This is a genomic window from Vibrio harveyi (assembly GCF_030060435.1).
In the GTDB taxonomy this organism is placed as follows: domain Bacteria; phylum Pseudomonadota; class Gammaproteobacteria; order Enterobacterales; family Vibrionaceae; genus Vibrio; species Vibrio harveyi.
Window position 1 is genome coordinate 1,669,586 of record NZ_CP125875.1, and the last position, 13,205, is coordinate 1,682,790.

Sequence of the window (13,205 nt, forward strand, 5' to 3'; positions counted from 1 at the left end):
AGTAAGCAAGTGTTCAGAGTTAACGCAGGAAAAACGCTTGAGAACAAGGCTAAAATTTTCGATAAGTAGTTACTCTACAATTAACTTACTTTGAAACGAAAAGTAAACAAAGTTATCAAGCGTTATAACCAGCTAGAATGACCAGTTATTTGCTACGATTGGTATTACTCTCACAGTTCCCAAAGCAAGAGTAAACTCAATTATCGACCAGATTTCGCAAGGTACGCCGACATTTCAGCCTCTGGCACCATGCCGCCACCCGTAGCCCAAACTAGGTGAATGGCGTTCTTCATCTTATCTTCACTAAATTGCATTCGAGCTTGGTAAACTTGGTCTTGTGAAACGTGAACTGCCCCCATCATGCCCGCCAACGCAGAAGGCTCTAAACGAATGTCTTCTTGTTCACTTAGCTCACCCAGATGATGGTACATGCGCTCATCCGTCATGGTGTAGTAACCATCAAGCAGTCTTTCCATTGCTCGTCCCACAAAACCAGACGCACGCCCTACCGCTAGACCATCAGCGGCAGTAATGTTGTCGATACCAAGATCTTGCACCGCGATGTCATCATGTAAGCCAGTGTGCACCCCAAGCAGCATACACGGAGAGTGTGTCGGCTCCGCGAAGATACAATGAACGTGGTCACCAAATGCCATCTTCAAGCCAAACGCCACACCACCAGGGCCACCGCCCACCCCACAAGGTAGGTAAACGAACAGAGGGTGCTCCGCGTCAACGATGATACCCATATCATCAAACTGTTGCTTCAAGCGTTCGCCTGCAACGGAATAACCTAAGAACAAGGTCTGAGAGTTCTCATCATCAATAAAGAAGCAAGTTGGATCTTTCTCCGCTTCTTTGCGTCCCTGCTCTACAGCAACACCGTAATCTTGCTCGTACTCCACCACGTTTACGCCATGAGAACGCAGCTTGTTTTTCTTCCACTCTCGTGCATCCGCTGACATATGAACCGATACCGAGAAGCCGAGTTTTGCACTCATGATGCCGATAGACATACCGAGATTCCCTGTCGAACCTACGGCAATGCTGTACTGCTGAAAGAACTGACGAAACTCTTCACTGAACAATTTGCTGTAATCATCACTTTCACTTAGAAGCCCAGCTTCAATCGCCAACTTCTCTGCATGTGTTAGCACTTCATAGATGCCACCACGCGCCTTTATTGATCCTGAAATAGGCAAATGACTGTCTTTTTTAAGCATCAAACGTCCAAGAATTTGAGTACCATATTGCGCTTCCAAGCAGGGCTTCATCTTGTCGATGTCAACAACGTTCGATTCAATAATTCCGTTAGAAGCCACCGTTTCTGGGAAGGCTTTCATTAAGTATGGAGCAAAGCGTTTTAGTCGTTCACTCGCGTCTTTGATGTTGGCTGCACCTAAACCAACGTACGGCAGACCTTCTTCAAGTGTGGTGATATTTGGGTTGAACCAAACCACCTCTTCTAACCCAATGAGTCGCTCAACCAAAGGGAATTCTGCTACTAGTGCGTTTACGTTATGCGTAGTCATTATTGTTTACCTTTATTAGATCATGTACGACAGAAGGAATGTGCCTGCTAATGCAACAAAAGAGGCAATGAATGTCGCTGTCGTGTAGTACTTGAAGATTTCTGTCATCGTGGCTCCGCAATATTGCTTCACCAACCAAAAGAGCGAATCGGTCACTATCGTACAACCAATTGCGCCAGAGCCTATAGCCAGAGTAATGATTTCTGGACTTACGTTCGGATAAAGTGGGAGTAATGGAGCCACAATTGCCGTCGCGCCCATCATGGCAACGGTGGCAGAGCCCACTGCCGCATGCAGAATAATCGCGACAAGCCATGCAAGAAGGATCGGATGCATATCGAGATTAGAAAGTAACTGTGCCAATACATCCGCCAAACCACTGCCCTTTAATACGCCGTTGAATGCACCACCAGCGCCAATAATCAGCAAGATGTTGGCAATCGAAGAAAATGCACCTTCCGTTTTCTCAAGCAGTACACTCATGCCCATGTTCTGCTTAATACCTAACATGTAATAAGCAACAAAAGCGGCGATAAACATTGCTGTAATTGGGTTGCCGATAAACTCCAAAGTGGTGTAGAGCACAGTGCCTTGTTCCATATTGAGTTCTGCCGCCGTTTTTAACAGCATCAGCGCAATAGGTAACATCACGGTGAATAGCGTCGCCCCCAAAGATGGTAATTGTGATTCATCTTTCACTTCTAATGAGGTGAACTCTTCAGGTACGGTTTTGAAAGGTAGACGAGCACCCATCATCTTCAAGAACAGCGGACCGCCAACTAAAGACGCAACCAAACCTATGAGTAAGCCATAGAAAATCACAGAACCGATATCAGCACCAAGCTCATTGGTCACAAACAATGCGGCGGGGTGTGGAGGAACAATACAGTGCACTGCCATCAAGGCGGTACAAAGCGGAATGGCGAGATTTAAAAGTGAGGTATTGGTTTTTTTCGCAATCGAAAAAGCCAGTGGAATTAACAGCACTACGCCAACTTCTACGAATAGGGTAATTCCGCAAACAAGGCCGATTAACACCATAATGACTTCAGGTGATAGCCAGCGAATCTTTTGTAAGGTAAGCCCAATTCGCTCAGCCGCCCCAGACACTTCCATCATCTTGCCAAGTATGGTGCCTAAACCAATCACGACAGCAAGAAAACCAAGAGTGCCGCCAATGCCACTTTCGATAGCACTGACCATCTCTAAAGGTTGCATGCCCATCATCCCACCAACGTAAAAACTGGCGAGTAACAGCGCTAAAAAAGGATGGAGTTTAAACTTAACGATCGCAAAAACGATCATTAAGATACTCGTTATGAGGGTAGTAATGACCCAAAGGTTGGATTCCATGTTCAGACCTATGTTGTTGTTTTAATTGACTGCAATTAAACGAGGAATCCATAGCCCTGACAAACGATCAAAACTCACCTTTAGATGAAGTAAACTTAAACAAAAGCGTGATTTATACGACGTTTAGTGAATTTTTCGACCAATAGGTGAATCCAACTATAACAACGCCGTTATTATGTGTTCTATCAAGTTCGACTCAATAACGCACATGTATACCAGAGACAATATTTTCGCCAAGAACCAACGCATCAATAGTTTTCAACTTTCCAAGCTTCATACTTTTGAAGTGGCAGCACGACACAGTTCATTTTCTCTTGCAGCAGAAGAACTCTCCATGACGCCCAGCGCCATCTCTCACCGTATCAACAAGCTCGAAGAAGAACTTGGCATTGCCTTGTTTACCCGCTCTCACCGAAAAATCACGCTCACTGAAGAAGGGGAACGTATTTATCTCGCCTTGAACAGAACGCTCAACGAGTTAAACCAAGAGGTCATGGAAGTCAGAAATGGCGAAGTCTCCGGAGAGCTGACGATTTACTCCCGCCCTTCTTTTGCACAATGTTGGCTTGTGCCTAGGTTGTACCTATTTAAGCAAAAGCACCCTTCCATCGAGCTGAATATTCTTACTGGCAATGAGAACGTCAATTTCCAAGGTTATGGCATCGATGCCGCGATCTATTTCGATGAGCAAATGCCAGAAAAGTTGTGGTCGAAAGAATTGATGAGCGAAGAGATAATCCCGGTCTGCACTCAAACATATGCAGAACAATTTAACCTATTTGAAAAGCCAGCGAATTTGGTAAACGCCACCCTACTTCACGACAACCAAGCATGGGATTACAACTCCCATCACGATGAATGGACACTGTGGGCAAAGCAAAATGGCATAACAGACATTGACGCTATTCCAAGCATTTCATTCGACCGATCCGATTTAGCCGTCAGTGCTGCTATGCACAATGCGGGGGTTGCTATCGGTCGATTATCGCTGGTGGAAAAACGACTTAAATCCGGCGAACTGATCACCCCTTTTAGAAACCAAACTCTGCAATGCAAACAGAAATATTATGTCGTTACGGCTAACGAAAAACATTCTCGAAAGCTTGAGCTTTTTATTAACTGGCTAATTGAGCAAATCAGTATAACGAGAATATAAGAGAAAACGATTCAGAAGATCTATTACTTCACGCGCCGATTTCGCGTCACAAATAAATGTTAAGGCTGACTGAAAAACCAGCGCCTTCATTAGAAAGCGCTGATGCTTGAGCTTTGTCTGTCTCTCCCTATAATGACCCAACAATCAATACCCCAAACAGAACAAACTTGGTGAGGTAGTTAATGTTCGGTGATTATCTAAAGCAATTGAGATATCAACTTGGATTAACGCAAAGGGAGCTTGCGACAAAATTAAACTTGGCAAATCCAGAGTTTTCATCTGTGGATTCAGTCACTATTAGTCGCTGGGAAAGGAATGCAACGGCTCCTAAGACCGTCAAAGCAATTAAAGTGCTACGTGAGCTTACCTTAGATCTCAGACCTTTTTTGCTCTCTTTGCCTTCGCCGGAGAACGAAACGTTTTTGGACGATATCATTTATGAACGTTACTACTCACAAAAAGCACTATTACTTTCTTCTGGATATGAAGAATTAAAACCCCAAGAAGAAGCGCCTATTATCGAAGAGGCACTCTTTGCTCATGACATCGACACTCACCTCCCACGGTTGCATAACTTCTTCCTAAATGCCGATGCTCACTACCCAGGAATGCTGGACCTTGATTTCTTAGCATTAGATGAAGAAAACAAATTGATAGCCAAGGTGTATAGAGATAGTGAGTCCAACAAGGTAAAAGGACATTCAATTTCCTTCTTATTTAAAACAAAGGACCTCGACGAACACTTTACCAATCCTAACCAAACACTGCCATTTGAGCTCGTGCGGTCTTATTCGGAGCAGTATCAATTCGCCATGTGTTGTTTGAGTCGTTATGCCATGAGTGAACAAGTCTTCATGACACTGCACCCAACGTTTGTGGATTACATCGCGAGCAAATCCAATATTACTGAGATTTACTACTATGCCTTCGATAACAAATTCAGTGATTATCTAGTGGACCTTGGTGCCAAAAAAGTCGCGTATGACAGCCCAGCTCGGACCGGCTCTGTCAAAATCGGTCGAAAAGCATATCGAAAGTGTTTATTGAAATTGGATACTGCCGTGCTGTTAGCTCAGCCAGCGATGATCTACCTGCTCCACCAACATCAAACCAACATGGCTGCTCAAAGATAAATATAAAATGACTATGCAACGTTATTAATGGCTTTAGTTCGTATATTCCTACGTATAAGAGGTTGAAATTCACCTAAAGAACACCATTCCATTAATACCTATTATTTTCTTATGAAATATATTCTCTTTGATGAACATTTCTCATTTTTAAGATAATGGCAAAAAATATTAGCTCGAATTAAAATTCAATTATTTTTGTTTGGACATTGATAAATAAAACAATAAAATCATTATTATTCATATGGTTATATGAATGCAAAATAATATCCTTCATTTTCAACTAGGCATCTCATGCCTATAGAATACGCACAATGCCTTCTCAATTAAACGACAAACATAATACGATTTGCATGATATTTATGAGCAGCACGACATAAATATTAATGCATTTCCAACTTCCTATATGTCTCATCAATTTTAAATGATTGTACCGTACCGGAATACCATTTCTCAAAATTGACACATTTGGCAGAGAAATGTCATGCACATAACTTAAACGAAAAATAACAATTAGCTATGGACATGTTTTAAACCTATGGGGGAAGTAAAGTGTTCGGGAGTTATCTAAAATCAATAAGAACCACATTAGGGTTAACTCAGGAGCAAGCATCAATAAGACTAAATCTATTAGGTGGTGATTTAGCAAATATAGACTGTGTTACTTTTAGCCGATGGGAAAGAGGAATCACTCAACCGAGTCTAAGCCGACGAGTCAGAGTGCTTCGTGCATTTGAAAACAACCTGCTGCCATACCTTTGTAATTTAGGGTTAGATACGCCTTTAAAAGACGAGGTTGAACAGTTTGAATTGTCTTTGAAACAAAGATACCAAGACGCAATGTCTATCATCTCAGGGATTGACTACAAAAATGCTTACCCTGTTGTGTATGATCATATTGAAGAGGAAGAACTGAGCCAAAATAATGAGCAAGAATTCATTAATAGTCTGAACAACTTTCATAATCAGCTTAAGTCTTTAAATATTAAACATAGTCTTGCGACTATTGATTTGGTTGAATATCAGAAAGACAATCGAGCAATTGCTTATAAATACCTTTCCAAAGGTGAGCTAGTCGGTCATAACATTGGTATGTTTTTTACTGTGCCCACATTGGAAAATGAGCTAGATAGAACTAAAAAGCAACGCTTACCTATCGACACGATTGACCTTAGATTAACCAAGCCATTGAGAGAGAAAGGAGTATATTCTTACTACGCCATCAGTCAGCACTCCAAAAATGAACGCGTATTTCGTAAACAGCTGCATACAGAGTTCACTTTCTTGGCTCAAAACGCGCATATTCATCATTATTACGCAAGTGTCACTTTAAAGAGCTCGGTCGATGTGATGTTTAAAATGGGCTTTAGTGTTGCGGCTTACGAAGGAGAAAGCCCGGTAGGTGCAATCAAAGTTGGCGCTAAACGCTATACTCGCGCAATCATGTATATTGAAACCAGTGAGCTGTTTATTCAGCCAGAATTTCTCTATTTATTGACGTGTTGTGGTGTTTGTACTCATCGCCAATGTGACAGTTGTACAGAACACCCTAATTGCATTTGTTAAACAAATACCGGCTTTTACGCTTTGCTGTCGATTGTTAGTTTAGATTCACTGTGCCTTCATATCGCTATCTTTGACTTCTGATAACGGTTCACAGCTCTATAGCGGCATTCAAATGATTGCCGCTATATCACTTAGCAATCGAGATGCTCATCAATTCTCAAATGCTATCCTGCTCAACATCTAAGTCGTTAAGATCTATACCCAAGTGCTTTAATTTATTAGCAGGTGAAACGCATGAAAAAGATTCGCTATCCATTTGATTTGCACGGGACACTCTCAATTCAATATCGGGATAAAGTTAATCCAATATTTCTAGACACTAATGAAGAAAACCAATCCATCATTGATATTGATGACTTTGCAGTAAGAGCATTCAGCTATGAAGCGGAAGATCGTCTATTAAAAATCTCACTACAAAAAGCGGTAAATTTATCTGAAATAGCTGACTGTGATTCAGTATTGACGGGCATCGAACTTAAACAAAATAATATCAAACTTGATATCGTCTATTGCCTATATAATGCAGGCATTGTCAGCTCTAGTATCTCCTATCCTCTCGATGATGACTCGCCGATTGAATCCATTGCTATCGCGAAACCTCTGACTCTGCACCTTAACTAACCTAACGTTTAAAACCGGATACGAAAAAGCCCTTAATTCGGCAAGAACAAGGGCTTTTCTGTCTGCGATTACTCGTTATTACTTCTGATAGAAGGCGCGTTTTTTCTCATACATAGCTTCATCCGCGATCGAAAACAGATTTTCAATCGACACAGATTCACTTGAAGCCCCTCCAACAGAAAACTGAACTGGGTAGCGGTTATGCTCAGATAGCTCAACCCACTTATTCTGTTGAGATACCTCAAGACGTGTAATCAACTCGTTTAGAGCGTCAATACTCAAGTCTTTTGCAATGACGGCAAATTCATCACCACCAATTCTGTACAACAAGGATTTTCCGTTGAGAACCGACTTGATGAGTTGCGTTGACTTAGCAATCAAAACATCACCACGGTCGTGCCCATAATTGTCATTGAGGTTTTTTAAGCCGTTTATATCAATCACAATAATAGCCATAGATTGCCAATGTCCTTGAATGACGGATTGGCAAGCAAACTCATAGTCTTCGTCAAACGCCTTACGATTAAAGCACTTTGAGAGTTTGTCTCGACGTGCGAAATCTTCTAACTCCAGCCACGAGTATAACTGCTTCTTAAATAGCTCCAATAAAATGCGATCTTCTCCTGTCATGACATAATTGCCATAACAGAAGTAACCAATTTCAGCTCCCGTAGAAGATCGCATGGTTTTCGCATTTTCGCTGCGCGGTTTTTCAAAACTAAAGCGCATGTCTGAGTCAGGAAACAAGCGGGAGAGCCCCGAATTAATCACTTCCGGAATCGCATGGAACCCTACCCCTGCATGGCTAGTGGTAAAGTTAATCAGCGTCATGAGTTTTGCTTGGTGCGCTTCTTCGCGTGTTAAGTTTGCCCGCAACTCCGCCGTTTGCTCTTCAACTCGATGCTCTAGCTTTTGGTTGAAGTTCGCAAGTTGCGCGTTAGTATCTTGAACTTGTTGGTTGGCGTTGCGCAGCGCTTTGTTTCGTACTTCCAACTCATCCATCTGACTGGTCAATTGCGCCCAAAGCGAATCCAATAGGCTCATCAACTGTCTAAACTCTTTAAATTGAAAACGCTTAGGCGATAAATCTGGTCGTTTATTCGTTTTAAATCGACGCACGACCACTTCCATCTGACGAATAGGTTCTGTAAGCCATCGGCTTGCCACAATCGCAATGCATAGAGTCACAACCAAGGTCGCAATGATGATATTTAATAGCTGTTGCTTCGATTGTGTCAGTTCTTGGTTTCGTGCTGCGTCTGACACAGTGTGAATCATAGTCACTTCTAATGGCTTCACAAAACTGTTGTTCTGGACGGTAATTTTACTCAAATGATGCGTGGTATCCCCCTTGGTATTACTCACCGCACCATAGTGGAAGTTAACGCTTTCTTGAGCATATAAGAATGGTTGCGAAATTCGGATTAAATCCTGATATGACACTAAAACAACCAAATAACCTTGCGGCTCATACTCTGAACCTGCCAGCAGCGTGTACGGCAGTAACGGGCTGACAAAGGCGATACCACTTTGCCCCCCATTTAATACCAGCCCCTCATCAAAGTAAGTACTGTGATACATCTTACCTTGCTTATAAATATCTTCAGCGGCTCGAATTTTGGTCAGCAGCTTACTGTTTTCTAGGTGATATACTGAGCCATTGCTTTCGTACATTGGTTGCCAGTTTTTATCGATAATGTAAGTCGTACTGACATTGACCGCCAACTCTTCAAATGTCTCTATCATTTGCCAGATAATGGATGAATACAGGACGTTATCCATGCCTTGAACGAGTAAGCGATCCTTGGAATACCAGCGAGTTAAGTTCGCCACAAAGGTCAGGTCTTCACCTATCGTTTCTTGGATACCTTGATTGGTATTTTCCAGTTTAAGTTCTTTTTGCACCAACAAATCGGTTTGGTGCTTATCGATCATACTGGTGCCCACCCAATAAGCAGGCAGTAACGACCCTACCACCACAATCAAAGTTAAGATGCTACGCAAACTTATCATAAGGATGCTTTCCTACTCTTGTGAATGTGATTTGAATGTTTATTGATGAAGTCCACCACAAATTGAGCGGCGCCGTGTGCAGGCATGCCTACTTTGTAGCGCTTATATCCGCGAATCAACGCTTCCCAAGTCACCGCCATTTCTACGGTACTTGGCATGGCATAAGCGGGGGTCAGCTCTTTGTACAAATCGCTATAGTAGGTGTTCTCTTCGTCATACCATTTGCGGTTGATTGAGCGATTGGTAGAGATCAAGTTCTGGTTGATGATGACGTCTTCAATAAACTCCGGCTTTTGTACGATCATCGCCAGAGTACGCATTGCTTTTTTCTTCGCCGGATTGCGCATTGCTTCAGCATTAAATGCCAACACCTTACCGCCACTCAGTGAGTGCATGTGGTGATTATTGTACGTCGGTAAACTGCTGATTCTGAGTTCTGTTGAGAAGTGTTGCTTCAGCTCACCTAGCGCCCAATCACCATCAATGAGATATGGCGCTTTCCCTTCAATGAACAACGCTCGCGCTTGATCTTGGTTGTAATCATCAATCACCACACCTTCTTTAGGTAAACGACCATAAAACTTAAGAGCCGCCGCCAGTGCACCAACATCAATATCGGTGATAGGTTGCGTTCTATGATCGGAAAACATAGGCACAAACGACATCAAGAAGTACATGTTCGGATACTGCATTGCGAGCGTGCTTTTGCCCTGTTTGGCATCTTCAATAAGCTTTTCCCAAGTTGGCTGTACTTCGTTGGTCAGCTTCGTATTCACATACAAAACCAAGTGATTACCTAAACCAAGCGGTACCCCATAAATGGCGTCGTCCACGGTGACGAGTTCCAGAGCTTTTGGCTCTATGCTTTTCTCTTCTAACCAGCTTGGCGGAATTTGGGCGAGATCAAAGTAGTCATGTAGTCCCAAGAAATCAGAAGGAACCCAAATAACATCAGGCACGGTAATACCAGTTTGCTTGGCGAGTAGTAGTTCTGAACGGATATTGTTTACATCGAACTCTCTGATCGCGAGTGTGTTGCCTGTTTCGGCTTCGAAGCGCTCGTTAATTTCTGCGACGGTAGAATATTCAATGCCACTCCAAACTTGGATCTCTTGAGCGGAGACCAAGGAGGAAAACAGAAATAACAACAACAGGCTCAGGTTTCTCACTAGAATTCTCGAAAATTGATGGTATTACAAAAGTAGCGAACGACTGGTGCTTATTCAAAAGCGCCGACAGGAAATGTGCGGGTGCTTCCATTGGTGGTTCACCCTACCATAGAAAGCAAAAAGCGCCGCAATTGCGACGCTTTCAAAGATTATATCACAGTTAGTGATTAAGCGTACTCTTGCTCGAACTCACGCATAAAGTCCACGAGAGCTTGCACTCCTTCAAGCGGCATCGCGTTGTAAATTGATGCACGCATACCACCAACGGCACGGTGACCTTTTAGTGCCTTCAGTCCTTTTGCATCTGCCAACTCTAGGAATGTGCCATCAAGTTCTGGTTTTGCTAGTTGGAACGGTACGTTCATCAGAGAACGGTTCGCAGTGTGCACTCCGTTACGGTAGAAATCAGACTGATCGATGTAATCGTATAGCAATGCTGCTTTTTCACGGTTTACTTGCTCAATCGCTTTTACGCCACCTTGCTCTTTTAACCACTTAAACACTAGACCTGATAAGTACCAAGCGAATGTAGGAGGCGTGTTGAACATCGACTCTTTTTCTGCCAACACTTTGTAGTCAAGAATACTCGGTAGCACTTCTTTCGCCAAACCAAGAAGATCGTCACGAACAATCGCAATTGCAATGCCTGATGGACCAATATTCTTTTGTGCACCAGCGTAAATGACACCGTATTGAGAAACATCAATTTCACGAGAAAGAATGGTCGAAGACATATCTGCAACAATTGGTTTATCCGTTACTGGCAGATCGTTGATTTCAATACCATCAATGGTCTCGTTCGGGCAAAAATGGACGTAAGCCGCATCTGGCGAAATTTTCCATTCTGTTGCAGGTAGAACTGCCGCTTTACCGTCAATCACCGTTTTTGCGTTGAACACGTCAGGTTCACAGTACTTTTTCGCTTCCGCTACTGCGCTTTCTGCCCAGTAACCACCATCAATGTAAGTCGCAGTTTCCGCGCTACCTAATAGGTTTAGTGGAACAGCGGCAAATTGAGCACGAGCACCACCTTGGCAAAACAATACTTTATAGTTGTCTGGGATATTTAAAAGATCACGAAGGTCTTGCTCTGCTTCTTCTGCAACCTTAATGAACTCTTTGCTTCGGTGACTGATTTCCATCACTGAAGTCCCAAGACCTTGCCAGTTGATTAGCTCCTTTTGTGCTTGCTGCATGACTGCTTTTGGCAGACCTGCAGGCCCTGCACTGAAGTTAAATACGTTGTCCGTATTTTGTTCCATGATGCTCATTGCTCCTGCTAAGTAAAGATTACGAAATTAATATCACGTTTTTGCAGGGATAAAAACAAGAAAAGAGGTCTTACGACCTCTTTTTAAACCGGAAAAGCTAAAAACTTACTTTGTAAACTTCTCTATTGCATCAATGCAGGCATAAGCAGTGCGATTAAAGGAAATTCTTGTCCATTTTCGAACTTCAATTTCCCATCAGAAATTTGTGCTTTTAGTTCATAGCCCTTGTCTTTTTTCTCAATAAGTTCCATCACCATCAACTCGTCAACGCCTTCTTGAATGAATGGGTACAGATCCACCAACTCATCAGAGAAGTAAGTATTCAGCGAGCCTTTTGTCGCTGTCATTAGCTTCATCGGGTCTTGCGTGATGTGGTCGGTACCTTCCGGCACGGATAATTGCCATTCATTACGGAATTTGCCGTCTCCAAATGCGAGAGATAGCTCGTTGACTGATAGGTTAAAGCCTTTGCTAAACAAAGTATCAATATGCGGCAACAGCTTTTGAATCTCTTGCTCATCTAGCATTGGTGAACTTTGGTAAATCGACATAATTTGATCGAACGACTGGCTGTCAATATCACCGATAGCGAAATCAAGCTTGAAGTTATCAACGTCTGTACCATCCGTTAAACGCATTTGCTTAGCGTCTAATACCAACTTGGTGTTCAGTTTGTCGCCAGATTCATTCAGGGACGTATTGCCACTGTAGCTTGCGTTCTCGATTAGGAACATAGGGGCAAGTTGCGCATCAACAATATCCAATTTTTGTAGAGAGAAAGACTGCTCCCCTAGCCAGTATCCTTTTGCTTGCTTACCTTTACCTTCACCTTTCAGCTCTGTTAGATGAATCTCTTCACCATTTTCAAAGTCGATTTGTACCGAAGGAATCGACACTTGGTAGTTTAAATCACCCAGCACAGTCACATTACCTTTAACTTGCGCAGGACTAGATGAAAGGTGCATACCTTGAGCGTCGTTTTGGTAATTCCAACTTGCTAGGTTAAGCGTGAAATCCGTGTTTCCGTTGAGCTGAGTTTTACTGTGCATCGTCAACGGTAGGAAGTCCGCGTCAACGAGTTTAGAATCTGCACTTAAGCTCGTTAAACCATGTGTTACGTCGCTGGTCACATCAAAAGCTGTCGGAAGACCATCACGCTCAAGCTGCGCTTTGATTTCTGGGTCGACAACGGTGTAACGCGTCAGAACGACCGAAGACAGGTAACCGCGGTCATATTCCACAATTTCACCTTTGACCATTTCATCGTTCATATTGGCGATGCCATCTTCAATGATAGTTTGACCAATCTGACCAACTGCTAACGGCCAACACAGCGCAAGAGAAATAGCGCCACCAATGGCACCGATTTTTTTAAGATTTTCCATAACGTCACT

The 13,205-nt window shown here is 42.9% G+C and carries 10 protein-coding genes; 4 read left to right on the plus strand and 6 right to left on the minus strand.

Going from position 1 to position 13,205, the window contains the following annotated elements:
* Positions 1-200: 200 nt before the first annotated feature.
* Positions 201-1,532 carry a D-serine ammonia-lyase gene (dsdA, locus tag QMY49_RS08095; RefSeq protein ID WP_283313966.1) on the minus strand — a complete coding sequence of 444 codons (1,332 nt, stop codon included), beginning with the start codon at positions 1,530-1,532 and terminating at the stop codon, positions 201-203.
* Positions 1,533-1,547: 15 nt separating this feature from the next.
* Positions 1,548-2,885, minus strand: coding sequence for a D-serine transporter DsdX (gene dsdX / locus QMY49_RS08100; protein WP_199450176.1), 1,338 nt, complete (start codon positions 2,883-2,885; stop codon positions 1,548-1,550).
* Positions 2,886-3,093: 208 nt separating this feature from the next.
* Between dsdX and dsdC the strand changes: the two genes are divergently transcribed.
* The 4 genes from dsdC (at position 3,094) to QMY49_RS08120 (ending at position 7,358) form a co-directional block, all read left to right on the plus strand.
* On the plus strand, positions 3,094-4,041 hold the full coding sequence (gene dsdC, locus QMY49_RS08105; protein WP_005444507.1) for a DNA-binding transcriptional regulator DsdC: 948 nt from the start codon (positions 3,094-3,096) through the stop codon (positions 4,039-4,041).
* Between the two features lie 182 nt (positions 4,042-4,223).
* Positions 4,224-5,174: a helix-turn-helix domain-containing protein gene (locus QMY49_RS08110; RefSeq protein WP_050908859.1), complete on the plus strand. Its 951-nt coding sequence runs from the start codon at positions 4,224-4,226 to the stop codon at positions 5,172-5,174.
* Positions 5,175-5,723: 549 nt separating this feature from the next.
* Positions 5,724-6,737: a helix-turn-helix domain-containing protein gene (locus tag QMY49_RS08115; protein ID WP_017188162.1), complete on the plus strand. Its 1,014-nt coding sequence runs from the start codon at positions 5,724-5,726 to the stop codon at positions 6,735-6,737.
* A 234-nt stretch (positions 6,738-6,971) separates the two neighbouring features.
* A complete protein-coding gene (locus QMY49_RS08120; protein WP_005444511.1) occupies positions 6,972-7,358 on the plus strand; it encodes a hypothetical protein in 387 nt (128 codons plus the stop codon).
* Between the two features lie 78 nt (positions 7,359-7,436).
* On the opposite strand, the gene QMY49_RS08125 is transcribed toward QMY49_RS08120, so the two are convergent.
* The 4 genes from QMY49_RS08125 to QMY49_RS08140 all read right to left on the minus strand — a co-directional run bounded on the left by QMY49_RS08125 (position 7,437) and on the right by QMY49_RS08140 (position 13,196).
* Positions 7,437-9,371: a diguanylate cyclase domain-containing protein gene (locus tag QMY49_RS08125; protein ID WP_222325551.1), complete on the minus strand. Its 1,935-nt coding sequence runs from the start codon at positions 9,369-9,371 to the stop codon at positions 7,437-7,439.
* Entirely contained in the window at positions 9,368-10,540 is a 1,173-nt protein-coding gene (locus QMY49_RS08130) for a sugar ABC transporter substrate-binding protein (RefSeq protein ID WP_283313973.1), read from the minus strand. The genes QMY49_RS08125 and QMY49_RS08130 overlap by 4 nt, the downstream gene beginning before the upstream one ends.
* A gap of 167 nt (positions 10,541-10,707) precedes the next feature.
* Entirely contained in the window at positions 10,708-11,802 is a 1,095-nt protein-coding gene (gene serC, locus QMY49_RS08135) for a 3-phosphoserine/phosphohydroxythreonine transaminase (protein ID WP_187992332.1), read from the minus strand.
* A 131-nt stretch (positions 11,803-11,933) separates the two neighbouring features.
* On the minus strand, positions 11,934-13,196 hold the full coding sequence (locus tag QMY49_RS08140) for a DUF945 family protein (RefSeq protein WP_187992333.1): 1,263 nt from the start codon (positions 13,194-13,196) through the stop codon (positions 11,934-11,936).
* Positions 13,197-13,205 lie beyond the last annotated feature (9 nt).

Bases quoted from the DNA above. Each gene is read 5' to 3' on its own strand.
- QMY49_RS08110 (WP_050908859.1), top strand. From the start codon at position 4,224: ATGTTCGGTGATTATCTAAAGCAATTGAGATATCAACTTGGATTAACG.
- dsdX (WP_199450176.1), bottom strand. From the start codon at position 2,885: ATGGAATCCAACCTTTGGGTCATTACTACCCTCATAACGAGTATCTTA.
- QMY49_RS08120 (WP_005444511.1), top strand. From the start codon at position 6,972: ATGAAAAAGATTCGCTATCCATTTGATTTGCACGGGACACTCTCAATT.
- QMY49_RS08125 (WP_222325551.1), bottom strand. From the start codon at position 9,371: ATGATAAGTTTGCGTAGCATCTTAACTTTGATTGTGGTGGTAGGGTCG.
- serC (WP_187992332.1), bottom strand. From the start codon at position 11,802: ATGGAACAAAATACGGACAACGTATTTAACTTCAGTGCAGGGCCTGCA.
- dsdA (WP_283313966.1), bottom strand. From the start codon at position 1,532: ATGACTACGCATAACGTAAACGCACTAGTAGCAGAATTCCCTTTGGTT.
- dsdC (WP_005444507.1), top strand. From the start codon at position 3,094: ATGTATACCAGAGACAATATTTTCGCCAAGAACCAACGCATCAATAGT.
- QMY49_RS08140 (WP_187992333.1), bottom strand. From the start codon at position 13,196: ATGGAAAATCTTAAAAAAATCGGTGCCATTGGTGGCGCTATTTCTCTT.